13 protein-coding genes are annotated in these 23,305 nt (G+C 58.7%); 7 read left to right on the top strand and 6 right to left on the bottom strand.

What is annotated here, in order from left to right; genetic code table 11:
- Window positions 1-32 precede the first annotated feature (32 nt).
- The 4 genes from OA90_RS09615 to OA90_RS09600 all read left to right on the top strand — a co-directional run bounded on the left by OA90_RS09615 (window position 33) and on the right by OA90_RS09600 (window position 5,310).
- Window positions 33-1,382, top strand: coding sequence for a capsular biosynthesis protein (locus OA90_RS09615; RefSeq protein ID WP_208986061.1), 1,350 nt, complete (start codon window positions 33-35; stop codon window positions 1,380-1,382).
- On the top strand, window positions 1,366-2,688 hold the full coding sequence (locus OA90_RS09610) for a capsular biosynthesis protein (protein ID WP_068409943.1): 1,323 nt from the start codon (window positions 1,366-1,368) through the stop codon (window positions 2,686-2,688). The genes OA90_RS09615 and OA90_RS09610 overlap by 17 nt, the downstream gene beginning before the upstream one ends.
- Entirely contained in the window at window positions 2,685-4,430 is a 1,746-nt protein-coding gene (locus OA90_RS09605) for a hypothetical protein (RefSeq protein WP_068409932.1), read from the top strand. The genes OA90_RS09610 and OA90_RS09605 overlap by 4 nt, the downstream gene beginning before the upstream one ends.
- A 67-nt stretch (window positions 4,431-4,497) precedes the next feature.
- Entirely contained in the window at window positions 4,498-5,310 is an 813-nt protein-coding gene (locus OA90_RS09600) for an SDR family NAD(P)-dependent oxidoreductase (protein ID WP_068410610.1), read from the top strand.
- Window positions 5,311-5,342: 32 nt separating this feature from the next.
- Here OA90_RS09600 and OA90_RS09595 read toward each other — a convergent pair whose 3' ends face one another.
- From OA90_RS09595 to OA90_RS09585, 3 genes are all read right to left on the bottom strand, one after another.
- Window positions 5,343-6,701, bottom strand: coding sequence for an aminotransferase class I/II-fold pyridoxal phosphate-dependent enzyme (locus OA90_RS09595; protein ID WP_068409929.1), 1,359 nt, complete (start codon window positions 6,699-6,701; stop codon window positions 5,343-5,345).
- Window positions 6,702-6,740: 39 nt separating this feature from the next.
- Window positions 6,741-14,366: a type I polyketide synthase gene (locus tag OA90_RS09590; protein ID WP_068409923.1), complete on the bottom strand. Its 7,626-nt coding sequence runs from the start codon at window positions 14,364-14,366 to the stop codon at window positions 6,741-6,743.
- Between the two features lie 469 nt (window positions 14,367-14,835).
- Window positions 14,836-16,374, bottom strand: coding sequence for a trimethylamine methyltransferase family protein (locus tag OA90_RS09585; protein ID WP_068409921.1), 1,539 nt, complete (start codon window positions 16,372-16,374; stop codon window positions 14,836-14,838).
- A gap of 469 nt (window positions 16,375-16,843) precedes the next feature.
- On the opposite strand from OA90_RS09585, the gene OA90_RS09580 reads away from it, so the two are divergent.
- Window positions 16,844-19,405 carry an FAD-dependent oxidoreductase gene (locus OA90_RS09580; RefSeq protein ID WP_068409920.1) on the top strand — a complete coding sequence of 854 codons (2,562 nt, stop codon included), beginning with the start codon at window positions 16,844-16,846 and terminating at the stop codon, window positions 19,403-19,405.
- A 93-nt stretch (window positions 19,406-19,498) separates the two neighbouring features.
- Window positions 19,499-20,524, top strand: a complete 1,026-nt coding sequence (gene bmt / locus OA90_RS09575; protein ID WP_068409917.1) for a betaine--homocysteine S-methyltransferase — start codon at window positions 19,499-19,501, stop codon at window positions 20,522-20,524.
- Window positions 20,525-20,587: 63 nt separating this feature from the next.
- Here the strand turns inward: bmt and OA90_RS09570 are convergent, their stop codons facing one another.
- Entirely contained in the window at window positions 20,588-21,091 is a 504-nt protein-coding gene (locus OA90_RS09570) for a hypothetical protein (RefSeq protein WP_208986060.1), read from the bottom strand.
- A 187-nt stretch (window positions 21,092-21,278) separates the two neighbouring features.
- On the opposite strand from OA90_RS09570, the gene OA90_RS09565 reads away from it, so the two are divergent.
- Entirely contained in the window at window positions 21,279-21,704 is a 426-nt protein-coding gene (locus OA90_RS09565) for a PaaI family thioesterase (RefSeq protein WP_068409915.1), read from the top strand.
- A gap of 69 nt (window positions 21,705-21,773) precedes the next feature.
- Here the strand turns inward: OA90_RS09565 and OA90_RS09560 are convergent, their stop codons facing one another.
- Both OA90_RS09560 and OA90_RS09555 read right to left on the bottom strand, forming a co-directional pair.
- Complete coding sequence (locus tag OA90_RS09560) at window positions 21,774-22,946, bottom strand: GGDEF domain-containing protein (protein ID WP_068409912.1); 1,173 nt, start codon at window positions 22,944-22,946, stop codon at window positions 21,774-21,776.
- A 78-nt stretch (window positions 22,947-23,024) separates the two neighbouring features.
- Window positions 23,025-23,305: transposase (locus OA90_RS09555; protein ID WP_156510446.1), on the bottom strand; the 281-nt coding region annotated here is incomplete at its 5' end.

Below are 23,305 nucleotides of genomic sequence, written 5' to 3'. Positions count from 1 at the left end.
AACCGTCCAAGCCAGCAGGTTGGCGTAATGCAATGAGACCAGTCAGCTCCATGGTGGTGCTTTTTCTGCAAGGTCCGCCCGGGGTCTTTGCGCGCACGATCGCGGACAGTCTGGAAAAACGGGGGGTGCGAACCCTGCGGGTGAATCTGTCGGCGGGGGACTGGCTCGGCTGGCATGACCGCAGATGCACTTCCTACCGCGGCAGGCTTGATAACTGGCCGGAATGGTTGCGTAACTATTGCGGGCAGAACAAAGTTACCCACATTGTCTATTACGCCGACCGCGTCCCTTACCATGTCGCCGCGGCTGAGGTCGGTGCGGATCTGGGGCTGGTGTGCCTGGCCTTCGAGAACGGATATTTGCGGCCCGACTGGATCACTCTGGAACATCGCGGTATGTCCGCTCACTCCCTTTTTCCAGAGGACGCGGATCTCATACGTCGAAGCGGCGAGACGCTTCCGGAAATTGATCGTCAGCCGCTATACAAATATCCGTTCATCAACGAAGCTGTGAATGAAGTCAGCTATAATATGGCCAACGTGATTTTCGCGTGGGCCTTTCCCGGTTATGTGCGTGACAAGCTGTATCATCCGTTCATCGACTATCTCAGCAACATTCCCCGGTTTGCGATGGCCAGGCGCCGCAATCGCCACGCCCATCATGTCATTGACGACATAATCGCCACCGGGCTTCCCTATTACGTTTTCCCCCTGCAGCTTCAAAGCGATTACCAGCTTCGCTACAATTCCCAGTACGGTCATATCGCTGACGCGGCCGAGGAGGTCATTCGGTCCTTCGCACTCCATGCCCCGTCGTCGGCCCGTCTGGTCTTCAAGATACATCCGCTCGACAACGGCATGGAACCATGGTCGCGCATCCTGCGCACAATCGCCAAAAAACACGGCGTGAAAAAACGTGTTCTGCTCGTGGACGGTGGAAACCTGAACAGGCTTCTCGGTCACGCGGCAGGATCCCTGACCATAAACAGTACGACCGGATTGCACGCGTTGCGGGCGGACTGTCCGACGAAAGTTCTCGGAATCGCGCTCTATGACATCGAGGGCCTGACCTGTCAGAAACCGCTGGACGAATTCTGGCGCGCGGGCACCGCACCTGATCAGGATCTTCTGGAAGCGCTGGAGCGGTTGCTGGCCGCTTCGATACAGGTCAAAGGCTGTTTCTTCACTGAGGAAGGCCGCGAAGCGGCGGCGGAACTTATGGCAGAACGCATCATTGCCGGGGCCGTCAATCTGCCGGATGCGCTTTGCGAGACACCTCCAAGGCTGGAAAAGGCCCGATCGCGGGGCATCGCAACGACATTTTCCGAGCAACTGAAGACGCGCGGCAAGATGGAGCGGTGGACTCATGTCTGGCCAGGCTGACCCCCGCAAGGAAGAGCCGGGGATCGACTGTTCCGGGCGGCGGGTTCTCTTTCTGCAGGGGCCGCTGTCGCCCCTTTTCAGGCTGACGGGAAATCATCTCGGGAAATTGGGCTGTCAGGTTTTCCGGATCAATTTCTGCGCCGGAGACTGGCTGCACTGGCATGGCGCGGGGTGCACCAGCTTCAAGGGCGCGCCGCAAGACTGGCCTGATTTCATCGAGGCCTTTTTGTCCACGCATGAAATTACAGATCTGGTGCTGCACGGAGATCAGCGGCTCTACCACAGGATTGCCATAGAAAAAGCGCTTCCGCTTGGGATTCAGATTGCCGTGACCGAACTCGGGGCCCTGCGACCGGGCTGGATGACACTGGAAAGAAACGGGCTGTCGACACTGAGTCGTTTTCCGCAGGAGCCCGATGCCGTTCGGACGGTTGCGGGCAAGGCAGGAGACGTGAGCCTGGAGCCGCGGTTTCCATCCTCCTTCTGGCTTCAAACGGCTCCAGACGTCGTCTACAATCTGACGAACGTGTTCTTGAAGCCGCTATATCCGAACTATGTTCGCCATACGATCTACCCGCCGATTGAGGAATATCTGCGCGGCGCGGCGCGGCTCCTTCGGGAAAAAAAACGGAATGCAAAAGCAGAGCGTGATTTGCGGGCACTTCGGAATACGGGCGCCAGCTATTTTGTTTTGCCGATCCAGCTTGAAGGTGACTTCCAGCTTCGCAGGCATTCTCCGTATGAAAGCTTCTCGCAGGTTCTGGACATCGTTTTCCGGTCTTTTGCCGAGACAGCACCGGATGGTGCGCATCTGGTGTTGAAAAGCCATCCACTCGATGTCGGATTTGAGAACTGGTCGGAGGTATCGAACGCATTGGCGCGCCAGCATGGCCTGAGTGACCGGATGCATTATCTCGACGGCGGAGGTCTGTCAAAACCCCTTGAGGCCGCCGCAGGTTTGGTAACGCTCAACTCGACCGCCGGCCTGGAAGCCTTGCAGGCGCAGGTTCCGGTCAAACCCCTGGTACCGGCCCACTATGACATTGAAGGACTGACACACCAGGGTGACCTCGCCGGTTTCTGGAACGACCCGCAACGTCCTGACCCATCGCTCCTGAGCGCTTATATACGCGCGCTGGCGGCGACCACCCAAATTCGCGGCTCGATCCATAACCGTGAGGGTGTGTCCGTTGCCGCCCGCAATATCGCGGATCGCATCGCAAAACGTGAGCTCAATCCGCTCGGAGCCTTTGTTGAGCCGCCGCCCAGGCTCGAAAAAGCGCGCAAACTCGGGGTGCCGCTGTGAATCTGCGCACCAAAAGCCCGAAAATTCTCTTCGCTGCAGCCCCGTCGCTGGTCAGGTGGAAGGCGCGTATCAAGGCAGCTTTTGAAGAGCGAGGGGCGAAAGGGGAGATTCAGGGGCATTTGTATGTCGCCGCCGGACCGGAACATCTGCCTGCGGCCGTTGACCTGGCGACGCGAAAAGCAGCGGGCCTTCTTCTCGTGCTGCCTGGGCCGACACCAATTGACGCCAAACGTATTCCTGCAAGTGTCATTCTTCTGCCGCTGGACAAGCCCGGCGATGAGGACTTGAGCAACCCCTGGCTGGTGCTCGCAAGGATCTCCGTAGACGCGGCCACGACCGGTGTGCAGGTTGACCGATCCGAACCGCAATTTGTCGGCACCTGGCGCAGCCTTGATCTTTCATGCGCAGCGGTTGGAGAACCTGAACCTTCACAGCGCGGCGGCGAGGACCTGGAAGGTCTGCTCTTGAACCGTAAGCACACAGGGGAAACGAGTGAGGCCGGGCAAGCAATTGACGAGATTTCCCGAAAACGTAGCATAGCACCAGAGACTGTGCTGGACTCCATACTGACCCAAAACTCGGTCTGGTTCTCACCTTATACCGGACAGCCGGTCGACTGGCCTGAAGCCCTGCAAGTCTTTCACACGGTCCAGTCGAACTGGCAGGAAAATCACCGCGCGAGCCACTGTTATGGAGCCCAGTACTGGAACCACCCTTCAATCCGGGCAACTTTCTCAGGCAGGGGCGGGGATGTCACATTTCACGAAACCCGGGAAGAAACGATCGCTGCAGCAAGGCAAAGCGGTGGTCAGATCCTGTCCTGGGCAGGACGGACGGATGCGGCGTTTGAAGAAGCTTGCTCGGTCGCAGAAATTCCGCTCTTGCGGATCGAGGACGGGTTCCTGCGGTCCGTGGGCCTGGGGGCAGGCCTTGCCCGTGGCGCGATGCTTGCCGTGGACGACCTCGGTATCTACTACGACCCGTCCCGGCCTAGCCGCCTGGAAGTGCTTCTGAAGGACCAAGAGCTCTCCGAGGCGGAAAAGCATCGCGGCAAACATCTGGTTGAACTGATCGGTGCTGCCCGCGTGTCGAAATATAATTTCGGCAAGTCTCGCAAATTTTCCTTTCCTGCCGGAAAAACAACGGTCCTGGTCCCGGGACAGGTTGCGGATGATGCGGCAATCCGCAAGTCGATGTCTGGGACAATCGACTGTGCCAATACACCGAATGTGAATCTGGATCTGTTGAAACTGGTGCGCGCCAGGTATCCGGACGCCTATCTGGTTTTCAAGCCGCACCCGGATGTGGAAACGGGATTGCGCAAGGGCAAGGTCGACCGGCAAACGGCTTTGAAATACGCTGATGAAATTGCCGAGGATGCCAACATCATTGATCTGATCGAAGCGGTCGACAGTGTCGAAACCTTCTCGTCACTTTCCGGGTTCGAGGCGATCCTTCGCGGAAAGAAGGTGACTGTGCATGGGTCGCCGTTTTATGCTGGCTGGGGATTGTGCGAGGATCTGACGGATATTCCGGGCAGGGGACGCGCCCGCAGCCTGCCGGAACTGGTTTATCTGGCGTTGGTCAAATACGCCCGCACGGTCGACCCGGTCTCCTTGCTGCCCTGCACACCGGAATTCCTTGTGGCGAGGTTGAGTGAACAGCGCGGAGACAGGAGGCACCTTCTTGTCACGGCGCTGAAGCGTCATTCATCCTGGCTCGGACGCAAATTGGGCATTTGAAGTCTCATGCCACTCGCAATTCATAGAATCCGCGTGAAATCCGGGCGACCCGGAAGAAGGAATGGCCATGACGAACCGATATGACAGGGTCATCGTGCTGACAGGGGCCAGTGGTGGCATTGGCCAGGCACTGGCCAGGGAGTTTGCCTGCCCGGGAACCTTTCTGGCGCTGATCGGGCGTGATGAGGCGCGGCTGGGACCGGTCCTGACAGACATACGCGCACTTGGCGCGGAAGGAGAAGCCGCGGCGATCGACATCCGCGACCGTGAAAAGCTTCACGCCTACCTTCGGGAGCTCGATGCGCGCAATCCCGTCGATCTCGTCATCGCCAACGCCGGGGTCACTGCCGGTCTCGGACCTGACCGGACCCGTGAAAGCGACGCGGACAGTGACCGGCAGATCGACGTGAATTATCGGGGCGTGGTCAATACCGTTTCCGGCGCGGTCGATGCTCTGCAAACGCGCGGCCGGGGACAGATCGTTCTGATTTCATCGCTCGCGGGAATGCGGGCTCTTCCGGATATGCCGAGTTACAGCGCGACCAAGGCTGCGATCATCGCCTACGGCCACTCCCTGCGTGGCTGGCTAAAAGCCTACGGTGTCTCGGTGACGATCATTTGTCCGGGCTTCGTGACGACACCGATGTCCGCCAGGCACAAGGGTTCAAAACCTTTTGAAATGTCCGCCGAGAAGGCAGCAGGATTGATGCGGCGCGCGATAGAACGCCGGCGCGCCTTCTATGCCTTTCCGTTTTTGCTGGCATTCGGTATCCGGCTGCAGAACCTGTTGCCACCTGTCCTTGGCGATCTGTTCCTTGGCGGGTTTTCAGCGGAAATCGAGCATGATCCGCGTTACCGCGAACCATCCTCTGACACATAACGGAAAAACCGGCTGCTCCAAGGGCCACCGGGTTACCTGGCAGCCTTGATCAGCCGGTCGACTGCCGTCCCGTCGTCACGCATGGCATCAAGCTCTGCCGCAGTTGTTTCTACGGCCCGGACAATCTGCTCTTCCGTGTGCTCGCTCGTTATGAAGAAACGGATGCGTGCGGATTTTTCCGGAACGGCCGGAAAAATGATCGGCAGGGCATTGATGCCTTTTGCAAGCAAGCGATTGGAGAGCGTTGCCGCACCGGCGGAGTCACCCACGATGACCGGAATGACAGCATATCCCGTGCTTGGCCCGGTGTTCAGGCCAGCCTCTTTCGCCAGTTTGAGAAACAGTGAGCCGTTTTTCTGCAGGCGCGTGACCCGCTCCGGTTCCTGTTCCAGAATTTCCGCCGAAGCAATCGCGGACCCGGCAAGGGCGGCGGACAGGCCAACGGAAAACACAAAGCCCGGAGCCGAGACCTTCAGATAGTCACACAGAACTTTTGAACCGGCGATATAGCCGCCGCAGGACGAAAAGGTCTTGCTGAGCGTTCCCATCCAGATCTCGACTTCGGTCGGATCAATCCCGAAATGTTCGGAGATGCCATGGCCGGTCTCGCCGAGAACACCGATCGAGTGCGCTTCATCAACCATCAGCCAGGCGTCATAGGACTGCTTGAGTTTCACGATCCTCTTGAGATCGGGAAAATCGCCGTCCATCGAATAAAGACCTTCGACGGCAATCAGGACTCTCTCGAATTTGTGCCGGTGGTCGGCCAGCATTTTTTCCAGTGCATCGAGATCGTCATGCGGAAAATTCATGCGCGTTGCGCCGGACAGCCTGACACCTTCGGCAATCGAGTTGTGCACATAGGAATCGGTCAGAACCAGATCCCCCTTGTGCATCAAATGTCCGATGGTTGTGACATTGGTGGCATGGCCCGAGACCATGACAATGGCGGCTTCAACCCCGTGAATGCGGGCAAGAGCTGCTTCCAGTTCGCCATGAAATGGCCGTTCTCCGGCAACGATCCGGCTGGCGGAGACACTGGTGCCGAAACGTTCGATTGCTTCCTTCGCCGCCGCGTTCACCTTCGGATGCCCGTTCAGCCCGAGGTAATTGTAAGACGCGAAATTGTCGTAGTTGTTTCCGCCGATAAAACTGGTTCCAGCCGCCAACCCGTCATGCGGCCTGAAAAAAGGATTTTCGATCCCCATCATGTCCGCAGCCGCTCGATGCATCTGCAACTGCTTGACCTGGGGCAACTCCTTGAAGTCGAAAACCCTGCGTTTGGGAGATGTTGCCTGAGCGCGGTCGGGCGCTGACGCCGAGCGTCCGCGCGCGGACCGCCGATTGGCTTTCAAGCTGTCCATAAGCTTGGCCCGATCATCTGAGCCCATATTTGTTATTCCTTGTTATATCCGGCCTGTTGCTTCCGATCAGAGGAACGAACCGAGTTCACGGCTCTTGCTCTCGACTTCGGCAGCAACATCCGAAAGATCTTCCGTCTCGGAGCGCTCGTCATCCACATGCAAGCTGGCGAGTTGTTGGCTCTCGTCCGACATGCCGGATGCGTTTTCTTCTCCAAGAACACGATTGGCCACCCGGGTGGACAAGTCAATCAGTGTTGCCCCATTGGCCAGCGACATGAGCGGAATGTCGATACCGAGTTGGCGTTCCGCGCTCATGCGCAGTTCCAGAGCCATGAGCGAATCCATGCCTATATCAGAGAGCGGCTTATGCGAATCGATCTCCTCTGGCGCGATACGAAGGATCTTGCCGATCTCCGCCGCCAGAAGTTTCGCTACTGTCTGTGCCGCAGTGACCTGATCCATGCCCTGAAGCATGGCCGCAAGATCGATCGCGCCATCCGAACCGGTCTCATCTTCGTCGCCAAGGCCAAGCAGAGAGACAAACGGTGTTCCTACAAGAGCAAGATCCTTGCGCGCTGCCTGCCAGTCGATCCTGGCATAGCCGAGCGCAGCAAGGCTCACATCCTTCGATTGTTCCGGCAACGCCAGCAGGGCCATAAGACCGTCCAGGGCTTCCTTGGCCGTCAGTGCATGCCGGCCAAGCTTGCGGGACAGCATTTCGTTCACGTCTTCGTTGCGGGCCAGATAGCCGGCATCGGAGATGGCGCCCCAGGCGACAGCAAGCGCGGGTTTGCCGTCGGCACGGCGCCTGCGGGCCAGCCCCTCCAGGTAACCGTTTGCAGCCACATAGTTGGCCTGGCCGGGATTGCCCACAAGGGTGGTGGCCGAGGAATAGAGAACGAAATGATCCAGGGGATCGTCCGCTGTCAGACGGTCGAGCAGTTCCGCGCCGCGGACCTTGGGCGCGAGCACCCGAGTCAGTCCGTCGTGATCCATGTTGGCGATCAGGACATCGTTCAACACCATGGCAGTGTGGAACACGCCCTTTATCGGCTTGCCGAGCGCGCGAATGTCCGAAAGCGCAGCCTTCACCGCATTCTCATCCGTAATATCGCAGGCATGACCCTTGATGTGCACGCCGCGCTCCGTCAACTGACCGAGCACGGATTGCGCCTCTTCGCTTGCATCGCCTCTGCGGCTCAGCACGGCAAGGTTCCGTGCGCCGTGGTCGGCAAGCCGGTTCAAAAGAGCGGCACCGAACCCGCCGAAGCCACCTGCGATCACATAGACAGCATCGCTGTCGAACGCGATGTCGGTTGCCGCAGGCACCGACGCAGGCACCTGGGGCGGACGAATGACTATCTTGCCGATATGACCGGCTTGCTGCATCAGGCGGAAAGCATCCACAACGTCGTCAGCCTCGAATACCCGATGCGGCAGAGGCCGCAGCGTGCCGTCCTCGAACAGTTCGACAAGCTTGACGAAAAGGTCGACGGCCAGTTTCGGCTGACGGGTCAGCAACTGATCGGCGTCGATTCCGAAATAGGTGAGGTTCTGGCGGAAAGGACGCAGACCGATGCGGGTGTTGCCGTAGTAATCCCGTTTGCCAAGCTCCAGGAAACGCCCGAACGGTTTCAGCACCTCGATGCTGCGCTCCATTGCTTCGCCGAACAGCGAGTTCAGAACCACATCGACGCCATCGCCGCGGGTTTCTTCAAGAACGGCATCGACGAACGCGAGGCTGCGGGAGTCCAGAACGACATCGGCCCCGAGGAGTTTCAGCGTGTTGCGCTTGTCTTCGGATCCGGCCGTCGCGATGATCTTCGCGCCACGCCATTTTGCGATCTGGAGGGCCGCCAGTCCAACGCCGCCTGCGCCGCCATGGATCAGCACGGTTTCACCTTCGGCCAGATCGGCCAGATGAACCAGCGCATAAAAGGCGGTCAGGAACGTCACCGGAATGGTTGCCGCTTCCTCTGCCGACACCGTCGAGGGCATCGGCGCGCATCCGCTTTCGTCGACCGTGACATGAGACGCGAAACAGGCGGGTGCGAAGGTGATGACCTTGTCGCCGGTTTTGAACCGGGTGACATCGGGACCGCAGGCGACCACGTGACCGCAGCATTCCATGCCAAGGGTAGGGCCGGCGAAACCATCTTCCAGGGCCTCTTCCGGCAACAGGCCGAGGGCCCACATGACATCGCGGAAGTTGAGACCGCTGGCTTCAACCGCGATTTCGATATCCTTGCCGGCAAGCTCCTGACGTTCAACCGCTTTCCAGGTCAGTTGGTCAAGCGACCCCTGGCGGGTAATGTCGAGCTGCATGGCAGGGCGCGCGCCTTCCGGGAGGGCTGAATCCGACAGCACTCCGCCCTTGAGGAGGCGCAGGCCGGATCGCGTTTCGCTGTCGAGAACGATTTCCCGTTCGCAATTCGCGATAAGGATTTCCTCCGCGACACGTGCAGCGGCAATGCCAGGTTCAAGATCGGGAGAGACGTCGATCAGCTTGAGATTCGCATCCGGGTATTCGTTCATCACGACCCGCCCAAAAGCCCAGATGCCTGCCTGATCGGGGGCGGGCGCCTTGCCGCCGGCGATGTCCTGAGCACCGGCTGGTGCAAGGAGAGTGAATTCACCCTCTTCAGCCCCGAGCGCTTTCAACAGCATCATCATGCTGTAGGCGCGGTCGTCTACGGAATTCAGCGCGTCACCCGGTTTGGCGTAGGCGCCGCGCAGGTGTACCAACCGGCCACCATGAGCTGCCAGAAGTTTCGAAAGAGCCTCATCCCGGAGCTCCTCATCGGGGGCCTGATCCGGATGCAACTCCAGCGCGGCGCTCCAGATGCCTTCGCCAAGCTGCTCGGTCACTTCACCCGGAACAAGAAGTGTTGCCGCGTGGCCATGCCGTTCCATGCAGGACTTCAGGCCCTCCGCCAGACGATGTGCCGGGCCTTCCGCATCGGTCAGAAGCAAGAAAGCCTTTGTTTCCGGAGCCGTTTCAGCAGCGTCTTCACTTTCAGCCGCTTCGGCCGCATCCGCTTCTGCGGAAACGCGTGCACAGATCAGATCGGCTTCGATCAACGTGCTTTTTAGCGGAATGGTGTCGATGTTTCGGAGGCCGGCGGATTCAAGGACTTTCGTCCAGTCGCTCTGTTGACTGGAGATCGGTTCATCGGCGCTTGATTGCTCATCCCACCAGTTCGACCCGACACCCATGATCAGGTCCGAAAGAGGGTGTGGCAGCGGTTCGGCCGCTAGCACCACGCCACCTGGGGTGATGGACCTGACGAAGCGCTTCAGCGTATCGGCATCGATATCGGCGAGCGAGGTATCGAAGAGCACGAGGTCGAAATAGTTCGAAACATCGAATTCCGCTTCCGCCGGCTCAAGGAAGGTTGTGGCGGAGCTTCCCTGCCAGAGACGCTCCCCGCGGCCGACAGCAGCGGATGTCGCATCCGTAACCGTCAGGGCCATGTGGGTCAGATCGAGGTCCTTGTCGAGGTTCGCGGCAAGGCTGCCACTGGCACCCACAATAAGCACGCGGAAAGCCTGATCCTTGGACCAGGTCTCGAGAATCGACCGGGCACTGTTTTGCAGAGCCGCGGACAATGCCCGTTTGCCGGGAGAGGAGGACCGGTAGGCGTCAAAAAGGCTGGAGGCGTAGACCTTGGCGGGTGTTTCTTCCAGTCCTGACGTCAATATGTCCGTAAGACCCGTCCAAAGACGGGACAGAAGAGCGGCCTCCGCGATATGTTCGCCGCCGCCATCCGTGAGAGCCTGGAGAAGATCGTGCGCCGCGGGATGTTCCGCAGGATCCTCAAGCCTGAATCCCTCGTCCGTTTCTTCGCAAAGACCGCTTTCCGAAAGCCAGGCCAGCATGCTGGCGGAAAGCGGCGCCGCTGTTTCGTGCAATTCGCCCGCAGAAACCAGTTCGGAGAGACGGATAGGACTGTCACCGTATTTGCCGAACAGCGTGTGGTGACAAATTGCCCTGCCGAGAGCTTCGATCAGAACCCGGCTGTCATCCGGCTCCTGCTCTTCGGAACCGGCCAGATCCAGTCTTTTCGCGAGATTCACGATGCCTTCAAAGGACTTCTCCAGGGGAGAAATCCGTTCCGGATAGGGAAGAACAGTCGCAATCTGCCGGTAAATCAGGTCATCAGGCCGTGTGTCCTGGCCGAGCGTGACCGCCTTGAAGCGAGCCTTGTTCAGGCGCGCGACAGTCTGTCCGTCCGCGTCCAGGAATTCGAAACTTGCCTCGATCGAACGCGGCGAGGCCTTCGTGACTTCGATGCTGACCGAGGCCGGGTGCGTTTCTGGCGCCAGAAGGCGCAACGTTCCCAGTCGGATGGGCAGAAACGAAGTGTTTTGTGGAACACCCTTGACGCCGTCGAGAAGGGCAAAGAGCCCGTGAAAACCAGCGTCGACCAACGTCGGGCACAGCGCGAAGGGCAGCTTTTCAACGCTGCCGTCCTGGCCCATAAGGTCCACCGTGGCGGTCGTGTCGGAGTGTTTGACAACGCGATGGGCGCGCCGGAAGGCCTGGCCGTAGTTCAGGCCGAAACTTTCCGTGACCTTGTAAAGCGTTTCATGATCCAGAACGGAAACCGTCTCTGTGCCGGCCTTGATCCAGGGTTTTCTGGAAGTGGTCGAGGGAGTGAGGAAGGTTCCACGGGCATTCAACGACCAGTCGTTATCCGACAGCCGTGGACGGGACAGAATTTCGATCACATTGTCGTCGGAAGAAATCCGGACCTGCGTTTCCCAGACTTCGTCGCCGTCAATCACCAGCGGGCGTACGATGTCGAAATCGCGCAGTTCGATCTGATCGCCACGGGTCCAGCGCAAGGCCGCCCGGAGGCACATTTCGATGTAACCGGCCGCCGGAAAGACCACGCTTTCTTCGACCTTGTGATCATTCAGGAACGGCAGGGAACCGCTGTCGATGTGATTGAACCACTCGGCGGTGTCCTTGCGCAGCCGATACCCCAGCAGCGGCCAGGTCTGGCCGAACATGAAGTCGACCTGTTCCGGGCTGCTTTCCGGGCGATATTCCGTATTCTGCCAGGGATAAGAGGGCAGACCGCTCCGCTGGGCAGGCTTCGGTCCGACGTATTTCTCCAGATCCGTTTTGCCGCCATGGGCAAGGATCGAGGCGGCGATCCGGTCGAGCGGGTTGCCTGCGGGCGCTGCCGATTTTTTGGAAGGTTCCTTGAGCGTTTCAAGAAACTTGGCTTTCTTTCCCTTGGCCCTCAGAACGTCGTTGACATAGGTCCCCAGCACCGGTTTCGGACCGATTTCCACCAGAACGCTGAAATCGTCGGCGGTCATGTTCTCAATGGCGGCAGCGAAGAGCACCGGCTGGCGCACGTTCTTCCACCAGTAGTCATTGGAAACGCTGACGCTTTTTTCGTCCGGCGTCACGGTCGAATAGAATGGCAGCTTGGCTTCGCCTGGAGCAAGCCCATCCAGAGCCGCCAAAAGCGGCTCCTTGATCGGGTCCACGAGCGCGCTGTGGAATGGATAGGCGAGGTTAAGGCGGCGCATCGCCCATTTTTTCTTGCGGGCGAATTTGGAAAAGGCGTCCAGGCTGTCACTGTCACCGGAAATTGTCACACTGCGCGGGCTGTTGTCGGCCGCAAGCTCAAGGCGCGGCAGACCGCTTTCCTTGATGGCGGCGACCGCCTGATCCGCAGACAGCAACAGGGCGCCCATGGACCCGAGGTCCCGGACGACTTCCTGCTCACTGGACCGGGCCCGGATGACACGCACGGCCTGTTCAAGATCAAGTGCGCCGGAGCACCATGCGGCTGCGACTTCGCCAACGGAATGCCCGGTTGTGCCCGAAGGGGTGATGCCGCGTTCGCGGAGCGATTCCACAATGCCGATCTGAATCGCGAACAGCAGTGGCTGGGCGATTTCCGAGCGTTCCAGATCGCTTTCAAGGTCCTCGGCGAACAGGGTGGTCACCAGCGACCAGCCGCTCAGTCCCATGAAGATCCTGTCGACCTTGTCGAATGCATCCCGGAAGGCCACATCCGCCTGATAGGCTTCCTGGCCCATTCCGGCCCATTGCGAGCCGTTTCCGGAAAAGACGAAACCGACTTTGGCATTCGCCTTGATGATGCTTCCCGAAACAAGGTCGGGCAATTCTTCGCCGTTCTCGGAAAACGAGCGCAGTGCGTCGAGCTTTTCCTGCCTGGACTTGCCCAGAACGACCATACGTTCGGAAAGCAGATCGCGGCTGTGGGCGCTCGATGCGATCAGATTACCCGCGGCGTCTTCGCCTGCCTCGTCGAACCGCTTCAGATAGCGTCCGGCAAGGTCCTGCAGAGCTTCCCTGGAGCGGGCGCTGAGAACGAGCGGCGCGTCTACGGGAGCGCTTGTTTCGCTCACCGCAACCGGGTCCGGATCGCCAATCACGGCATGTGCGTTGGTACCGCCGAAGCCGAAGGAGTTGACACCGGCAAACCGGCGTTCCTTCGAAGGCTGAAGGTCAATTGCCTCGCCGGCGACCTTGAGATTGAGTTCTTCGAACGGAATGTCCGGGTTGGGCGTCTCGAAATGGAGTGATTTCGGAAACAAATCCTCCTTGAGGGCCATCACGGATTTCAGGAAGCCGACAAGTCCGGACACGGGTTCCAGGTGACCAACATTGGTTTTGACCGACCCGATCGGCAGGACGTCGCTTCGCTTCTGTCCGATTACCTTGCCAAGAGCATCGGCTTCAGCGGGATCGCCGACACGTGTTCCGGTGCCATGCGCCTCGACGAACGCCAGTTTGGAGGGGTCGATACCGAGCCCTTCGTAGATCTCGCGCAGCAAATCGGCCTGCGCGTAGGGGGAGGGCAGGGAGAGACCGACGGTGCGCCCGTCGGCGTTGATGCCTGTGGCCAGCAATTTGCCGTGGCTTTTGGAACTTTCAGGCAATCCGGCACGTGCGGCGCGCAGAATGACAACAGCGCCGCCCTCCGACCGCACGTAGCCGTCGCCATTGGCATCGAACGCCTGGCAAAGCCCGCTTGGAGACAACATGGTCGCGCGCGAAAAACCGACAAAGGCAAACGGGCTGAGCAGCAGGCTGACGCCGCACACGATGGCCGTGTCAATCTGGCCGCTCTCTATTGCCGATACGGCTTCATGAAGTGCGACGATCGAGGAAGAGCAGGCGGTATCGACCGTGAAGCTCGGACCTCTCAGATCATAAATATAGGAAATTCTGTTGGAGACTATCGACAGGGTATTGCCCGTCATGAACTGCATGTCCGCCATGGCCGGATCGACCAGAAAGCGGTGATGGTAATCCAGCGAAGACGCGCCGACATAGACCCCGGTTGACGTGCCCGCGAGATCGCTCGGCCGTATATTGGCATGCTCCAGAGCTTCCCAGACGAGTTGAAGCAACAGGCGCTGCTGCGGGTCCATCTGCACGGCTTCGCGTGGCGAGATTCCGAAAAAGGAAGGATCGAAACCCCAGACATCATCCATTTGCCCGGCTGCCCAGGTGTAGGTCTTGCCGGAGGTGGACTGAAGCGGATGACCGAATCGCGCCAGTGGCCAGCGGTCAGGTGAAACCGATGTGACGGCGCATTCCCCGTTTTTCAGAAGCGACCAGAATTCGTCAGAGTCTTTGGCTCCGGGAAGCCGACTGGAAAAACCTAAAATGTCTATGTTTGAGGTAAGCGACGCCACAGAACAACCTGTTTTTATTGGTTAGGGTAGGTCAAGTTATTGAGTTTTAAACAATATTATATCTATAGAATAGTCATTTCTCAGGGCTCCCTCAACGTCAGATCAGAATGCAGCTGGCCTATTCTGCATAGTGCCATGCGCAAGCTTATCCCATGCCCCAGTCTGATTCCACCGACCGTTGCCTTCTCTTTGGGGAAACCATTAGCCCAAGAGGCAAAATTGTGGAAGGCATTTAGCGCAAAAAGAGCATACGATTTGTAAGTAATGCCTAATTCACACGACAATTGCGGGAAAATTGAGGACAATGCTCGGGAAACATGCAGCCGGCACAGCACGTTGGGCGTGCAATCACGCAAGACGCTTTGGAACTTGAGGCATCTCGTATCCAGTTGAACGGGATGCCTTTGGACTGGTGAACACCATAGTTTTGAGACGCACCTGGATCCGGGTATGTCGATGGATCCGCGACCTAGACGTTGCTGTCCGGGAACGAGGCCTTGCGCTCCGTCATGAAAGCCTGCAGCGCCTCATCCGTGCCGGGATCGAGTTCCGGACCGGTGTAGGCAGCAAGCTGCTCTTTCCAGCGGGCATTCGCACGCAGGGAGGCGTCAAGCTCGCCATCTGCAATCCATTGTTCGTAGGAATTGTTGTCCGCAATGGCTGACCGGTAGAAAGCGTTTTCGAAGTTCCGCTGGGTATGCGCGGCGCCCAGGAAGTGTCCTCCCGGTCCGACCTCCTGAAGAGCGTCCATTGCAAGACTTTCTTCCGAAAGGTCTATTCCCTTCGCCAGGACATGCATCATGCCCAACTGGTCGGCGTCCAGAACGAATTTTTCGTAGGACGAACACAGTCCGCCCTCCAGCCAGCCGGCCGAATGCAGCGCGAAATTCACGCCCGACTGGACGGTTGCCAGGATAGTCTGTGAGGATTCCTGTGCCGACTGGGCATCTGGAAGTTTTGACGCGGTGAAGGAACCGCCGGACCGGAACGGCAGGTTGAGCCGCCTGGCGAGCTTGGCGGCGCCGTTGAGGAGAAGCGACCCTTCGGGGCTGCCGAAGGTCGGTGCACCCGACTGCATGGAAATGGAGCTGACGAAGGCGCCGAACACCACCGGAGCTCCCGGACGGACAAGCTGTGTCAGAGCGCAGCCTGCCATAGCTTCGGCAAGCACCTGAGACAGCGTGCCGGACACTGTCACGGGGCTCATGGCGCCGGCCAGAATGAACGGCGAGACGATGCAAGCCTGGTTGTGACGCGCATAGACCTTGAGGGCTCCGAGCATGGTCGCATCGAATACCAGCGGTGAATTGGCGTTGATCAGCTGTATCATGACGCAGTGCTGATCGACAAAGTCCTCGCCGAAAGTGATCTGCGCCATCCTGACGGAGTCTTCCGCCCGTTCCGGCGCGGTGACCGACCCCATGAACGGCTTGTCCGAATATTTGATATGGGAATAGACCATATCGAAATGGCGCTTGTTCACCGGAAGGTCCACCGGCTCGCAGACCGTCCCGCCGGAATGATGGAGCCAGGGGGACATATAGGCAAGTTTCACGAAATTACGGAAATCCTCGATCGTGCCATAGCGGCGTCCCTGGTCGAGGTCAGTAACGAATGGCGGACCATAAACCGGCGCGAAGACCAGATTGTTGCCGCCGATCTCGACATTGCGGGCCGGGTTGCGGGCATGCTGGGTAAACTGGGCCGGAGCCGTCTTGAGAATCTCGCGCAGCATCCCTTTGGGAAATCGCACACGTTCGCCGTCGACTTCCGCACCGGCGATCTTCCAGAGGTTCAGAACATCCGGGTCCTCGCGGAATTCCAGGCCGATTTCCGCAAGAATGCGATCGGTATTGGCTTCTATCAGCTCGGCGCCTTCGTCGCTGAGCACGTCATAGACCGGAATGTTTCTGGAAATATAGGGAACGGAATGGCCGCCCGGGCCGGCTTGCCGCCGTTCGCGGCGTGCATTTCTTCCTCGGCGGCCGGATGTGGCGGCGTCTGACATTCTAAGGCTCCCAAGATGGAATTTCGTCTATCGCAGTCTTTACCAGCTCATGCGGCGGTCAGGGTCCAGATGCGTCTTAACCTACTCTAATTCCGGCATCGGGGTCCCGGAGTAATTTCATTGTTCTTTTACAGGCGCCACTGCCGAGGAGTTCTGTCTGGAAGGTTCGGCCCGTTTTCGGGCTTCAAACAGACCGTGCGCGCGGCCGGATGAGGCCGCTTCAGGCAAGCAGCCTGTATTTCAAGGTGGCGGTATTTCGGTTCAGCGTGTCGTGGTGACACTGCCGCCATGACGCAATTAAGCTATTTTACCGGAGAATCTGCCGCGATACTGCCGGTCGGAAAAGGGACGTCTGGAGCCGGTCGACTGGAAACGGCATGCGGATCGGCATTTTCCGTCGCGGATTTAGGATGGCGGTAGGCGCGCGGGTGCGGCGCATCGTAGCCAATCCATTGAAAAGGAATGAAAAATGTCAGCATTTCCTGGCAAGGCAAAAGTCGTCATTGTCGGTCTCGGCGGCATTGTCGGAGCTTCGGTGGCCCATCACCTCATCGAACGCGGCTGGGACGATATCGTTGGCATCGATAAATCCGGCATTCCCACTGACATCGGCTCCACGGCGCACGCATCCGACTTCTGCTACACGACAAGTCACGATTATCTCTCGGTGTGGACCACACAGTATTCCATCGATTTCTTCGACAGGATGGGTCACTACGCCCGTGTCGGCGGCCTGGAAGTCGCGCGCACCGGCGATGACGCCTGGATGGAGGAAATCAGGCGCAAGGTGACTTCCGGCAAGGCCTTCGGCACGAATGTGCGTTTGGTTACCCCCGCCGAGATCAAGGAAAAGTTCCCGCTGATCGAGGAAGATATGGTTCAGGGCGGCATGTGGGACCCTGACGCCGGTCTGGTCATTCCGCGCTCGCAAACCGTGGCGGGAAAGCTGGTGGACGAAGCGGAAAAAACCGGCAAGCTGAAAGCTTTCGCCAACACCCCCGCCCAGTCATTGATCGTGGAAGGCGGACGCATCAGGGGGGTCGTCACCCATCGCGGCACGATCATGGCCGACCACGTCATCGTTTGCGCAGGTCTCTGGGGCCGGCTGATCGCGAATATGGTCGGCGAGGATCTGCCGGTGATGCCCGTCGATCACCCGCTCACATTCTTCGGTCCCTACAATGAATTCGAAGGCACAGGCAAGGAAATCGGCTTCCCGCTGCTGCGCGATCAGGGTAACTCCGCCTATATGCGCGACACCGGCGATCCCCGGACCGCGGAAGGCGGCCAGATTGAATGGGGCTTTTACGAGCCGGACAATCCGCGCATGTGCCACCCGCGCGATCTTCTGGAAAAGGATCAGGCGCGCCTGTCGCCCTCGCAACGCGATCTGGAGATGGAACAGGTCATGGAGCCGCTCGAACGCGCCATGGAACTGACACCGGTCCTTGGCGAGATCGGTTACAACGAGGGCCATTCCTTCAACGGTCTTTTGCAGGTTTCAGCCGGGGGCGGTCCGTCCTGCGGAGAAAGCCAGAAGGTGCGCGGCCTATGGTATTGCATTGCCATCTGGGTCAAGGACGGCCCTGGTTACGGCAAGCTGATTGCCGACTGGATCACCGATGGTCAGACCGGGATCGATCACGCGTCCATAGACTATTCGCGTTTCTATCCGCATCAGCTCACCGAGGACTTCATCGAAGGCCGTTGCTACGAGGCCGCCCAGAAAATCTATTTTCCGGCGATTCACCCGCGCGAGCCCTATACAAGTGGCCGGAACGCCAAGCGCTCTCCTTTCTATGAGCGCGAGGTGGAGCTTGGTGGTCATTTCATGGAACTCGGCGGCTGGGAGCGTGCCCATGGCTACGCCGCCAACGAGCACCTGCTCGAAAAATATGGCGACAGGATCCCGGTTCGCGAAAACGAGTGGGACAACCGCCATTTCTGGCGCGTCTCCAATGCCGAACATCTAGCACTGAGCGAGGATTGCGGCATCATCAACCTGTCGCACTTCTACATGTTCGACGTTGAAGGCCCTGACCATGTGGCGCTGATGGAGTGGCTGTGCGCCGCCAGGATCGGCAGCGACGCCAACATCGGCAAGGGGATCTACACGCATTTTCTCGATGACGCAGGCAATGTCCGGGCGGACCTGACGGTATTTCGCATGGCCGATCGCTGCCGTATCGTCGATGGCGCCGATGCCGGCCCGCGCGACTATCACTATGTGAAGCGCGTTGCCGAGGACAAGGGCTTCGACGTCACCGTGACCGATGTCAGCGAAACCTATACGACCATCGGCATCTGGGGCCCGAACGCGCGCGTGAACCTGAAGAAAGTGGTCTCTGATCCGGCTGCGCTGGATCCTGAAAACTTCCCGTTCGCTGCGATCAGGCAACTTGAAATTGCCGGAAAAGCAGTAACCGCGCTGCGCCTCTCCTATGTTGGAGAACAGGGGTGGGAACTGCACATGAAATACGAGGACGGTCTGGCCGTCTGGGATGCCCTGCGCGCCACCGGCGTCATGGCTGTCGGTGTCGAGACCTATGCCAACTCACGCCGCATGGAAAAAAGCCTGCGTCTGCAGAATGCCGATCTGCTGACCCAGTATAATCTCTACGAAGCGGATCTCGCCCGGCCCAAGGTCAAGGAGGCCGACTTCCGCGGCAAGGCCAAACATGTGGAGTTCAGGGCGCGCGAACATCAGCCCGCGATGCTCTGCACCCTTGTCATGACCGAAAACACGGATGAGAACGGGAAAAGGCGCTATCCTGTCGGCGCCATGCCGGTGATCGATCCGCAGACCGGCAGGACGCTGGTCGACAGTCTCGGGCGGATTTCCTACACGACCTCGGTGGCCTTCGGCCCGACCATCGGAAAGAACATCGCGCTTGCCTACCTGCCGCACGACTATTGCCAGGTCGGCCGCAAGCTCAGTGTTGAATATTTCTGCGAGACCTATCCGGTGGAAGTGGTCGCGGTTGGCTACCAACCTCTTTACGACCCGGAAAATCTCAAACCGAGAAGTTGATGCACGCAGATGCGCAGACCCTTAACCTGTGGTGGGCTCTGATAACAAACGCTCCAAGCGGGCGGCCAATGACAAAGTGAAAGACCAAACTTGATGTCCAAGCTGGAAGACCTTCTGGCCCGAAATGGCGCTCTCCTTGCTGACGGCGCGACTGGAACCAACCTGTTCGATATGGGGCTTGTCTCCGGCGACGCGCCGGAACTCTGGAATGTGGATGAGCCGGACAAGATCAGGGCGCTCCATCAGTCCTTTGTCGACGCCGGCTCCGATGTCATCCTGACCAACACATTCGGCTGCAACCGGCACCGGTTGAAGCTGCATAACGCGCAAGGCCGCGTGAAGGAACTGAATATCGCCGCGGTAAAGCTGGCCCGTGAGTCAGCCGACACTGTGGATCGGGAGGTCCTGATCGGCGGTTCGATCGGCCCGACCGGCGAGCTCTTCCAGCCGCTCGGCGCACTCAGCTACGAAGAGGGCGTCGCCGCGTTCAAGGAACAGATCGAAGCCTTGGTGGAAGGCGGGGCTGATATTCTCTGGGTCGAGACCATGTCGGCTGTCGAGGAGATGAAGGCCGCGGCGGAAGCCGCGGAGGGCTTTGGTCTGCCGCTGGTGATCACGGCGAGTTTCGATACCGCCGGCAAGACGATGATGGGGCTGGCACCGAAGGGGCTGGGAGACCTTCAGGCGCAATTCGCCTGTACGCCTGTCGCAATCGGTTCCAATTGCGGGGTCGGCGCGTCCGACCTTCTTGCCGCGATCATGGACATTACCGAGGCTTATCCGGAAGCGATTGTGGTCGCCAAGGCCAATTGCGGTATTCCGCAGATCCGCGGCGATGAGGTCGTCTATACCGGCACCCCCGATCTCATGGCCAGATACGCGCATATGGCACTGGATGCCGGCGCGCGGATCATCGGTGGCTGCTGCGGCACCTCGCCGGTTCATCTGGCGGCCATGCGCCAGGCGCTCGACAACCATCGGGCCGGAAAGCGGCCGGAACTGGCGGAAGTCATTTCCGAAATCGGGCCACTGGTGTCACCTCCCAACAGGGAAGCTGACGCGGCACGTGCCGAAAGCGAGGGTGGAACAGGCCGCCGCCGCGGTCGCCGGAGAGGCTGAGAGGCCAGGACGGCTGCTGGCTAATTGCACCTGAGGTGAATAGACCTTCACCAGCGGCTGAAGTCAGCAGCTTCCGGGCGTTGCCTTGTCGTAGGCTTCGCTTGTTTCCTTCAAACTCGCGGAAACGATGCCCATTGGCTGGTAGGGCGGATCCGTCTGCATGCCGAGATTGGTCATGTGGATCTTGTAGCAACCGGTAAAGACCTTGCTTGATCCCTTCGTCCGCTTTGCCGACAGCACCACGGGAACATTCCAGTAGATCTGGCCGGCCCCGGGATCGGCATTTGCATTGCCGAACTTCACCGATACGCTTTCGGTATCATCGTATCCTTTGGTCCATTTTTCAAAATCGGCAGGCGCCGTGTCCGGTTGAAAATAACCGTAGGCCTGGACGTAGAACTTGTTGTTGATCGCGTAATAATAGCTCTCGATCAGTTTTTCCGGTGTCGAACGGTCGTCCATATAATTCCAGTTGCCGGTCTGCGCTGCGGTTGGAACAACGGACGCCGCAGAGACCAGAACCACGGAAACGGCAAGGAATTTACGAAAAAGCGGGAATTGGGCCATCGGACTCTCCTGATTGAAACGCGAATGCAGCCGTATTTTTTACAAGCATGGCTGCCATTAGGTTGTCAGGAGCTTACTGAAATGGCCGAAAGCGCGAAAAAACCGTTGCCGGTTGCAATTCTCCCGATTTGACGTTTACGTAAAAGGAGCTGAAAAAAAGCCGTTAATCTTGGGAGTTGTCGTGAAAATGCAGCCGGTCATGAGTGCACAGGAAATCATGGAAATGCTGGACCGGGAGTTTCCGCAAATCCATGCCGGGGGGAGGGTCTATTCTATCGACAGCGTCTCTTCGGGACAGGTAGTTCTGCGTCTTACCGCCAATGAACTGCACCTGCGGCCAGGTGGAACGGTTTCAGGTCCGTCCATGATGGCGCTTGCCGACCTGGCAGCCTATGTTGTGATCCTCGCCCATATTGGCCCCGTGGCGCTGGCGGTTACCACCAGCTTGAACATAAATTTCCTGCGCAAGCCCGGACCGGGCGATCTGCTTTGCACCTGTCGGCTGCTCAAGCTGGGAAAGCGGCTTGCCGTTGTTGAATGCAGCCTTGCGGGGGAAGGTGAGGAAGAGCTTGTGGCGCATGCTACCGCCACCTATTCGGTCCCACCCCGCTGAGCATGGGGCGGATCCGGGGCGCTTCGGAAAGTACTCGCTTTACCTGTTCGTGCTGGTTCCCGGCGGAATTCAGGCCGATTGCCGCGGCTCTACCTGTTTGAAGAGGTCTTCCAGATCGCTTGAATATTCAACCACCTGACCGCGTCCTCTGCGTTTGGCGGCATAAACGGCGAGGTCGGCGCGGTGGAGAACGGTTTTTTGTGTGTCTCCCTCATTGGACAGATAGGCACCGACGCTGAGGCTCGGCGTATAGTTTTGGTCCTGATACCGGAAAGGTATCTTTATCCTGTCCATGAGGCGGCCGTAGAGATGCTGGAAATCGACCTCTTCGATATCGCGGCAAAGCAAGATGAATTCGTCTCCGCCGAAGCGGCCGACAATGTCCTCGGAACCTCTGACGCTTTCCCGCAGGATATCGGCGATATGCTTGAGAAGGCGGTCACCGCACACATGTCCGTACCGGTCGTTGACCTGCTTGAAGAAATCCACGTCCACGAACAGTATGCCGATACGTTGTGGTGGTTCCGGACCGTCAAAAAGCCGATCGAGGGTTTCCGAGATGGAATTGCGGTTCAGGATACCCGTCAGCTGGTCGTATTTCGTCAGTTCCAGCAGACGCTTGTCGCGGTTTCGAAGCTGCTGCGTCCTGATTACGAAAGCTGCGGCGGGGATTGCCAGGATCAAGCTGGTGGCAATGATCAGGATCCAGCTGATTTCCTGGAAGGAAGCCTCAAGCGCGTCTTCAAGCTCGCTTACGTCCATATAAACTTCGATTGATCCGATCCGCTCGCCATTGGGCAGCGTTGCAGGAAAAAAGGCTTCGACGACCGTGTCCGGGCCATCATGCTGCTCACGCTCTTCCTCTTCATTGTGATGAATTTCGAAAACCGGTTCGCCTGTAAGGTAGACTTCCAGTGCCTTTTTCCGGCTGCTCTCAAACGGGCCGGGGGTGTCCGTGCTCGAAACGAAAATGCTCTCGCCGTCTTCATTGAAAAATTCGAAATGCAGCATATCGACCATGCTGAAGGAGCTCTCCAGCCGTCTGATTTCCTCTTCGGAAAATGCGCCCTCGACGAACATTTTGCGCGCATTCGCAGTTTTGCCTAAAAACTGACTTGACCAGTCTGCGGTCTTGTTTTCCGCGTGTCTGAGAATGGAAGACCTGACCTGCCAGTCCAGAAGCGCATGCAGAGCTCCGGACATTGAAATAAACAGCGTCGCTCCAAGAAGGACGGCGATCACCGAGGGCTTACTCAGGCAATTTTTCAAGAATGACAATTGCTTGTACTACCAGGCTGTGTGAGAGTCCGATTCAAAAGTTCATGAGACAAGACAATAGGTTGCGAGCCTGCGTGTCATGACCCTGATACTAGCGATGTTGATCCATGCGGTGGAACTTTCGATTGACGCCTCCCAGTCCTTTGCCAACCGGCGGCATCTGCCCAGCCATGCGAAAGTGCGCTCCACCACCCATCTGCGGGGCAGGAGTTCGAAGCCTTCAGCAGCATCGGAGCGTTTGATGATCTCTATCGTCCAGTTGCCGTTGCCCACCAGGGCGGCGCGCAGCTTTTCACCGGCATAGCCGCCATCGGCGAAGACAT

Origin of the sequence: Labrenzia sp. OB1 (assembly GCF_001624695.1) — a bacterium.
Classification (GTDB): domain Bacteria; phylum Pseudomonadota; class Alphaproteobacteria; order Rhizobiales; family Stappiaceae; genus Roseibium.
Note: the sequence above shows the minus strand (reverse complement) of the source record. Positions and strands in the feature narration are given on the sequence as shown.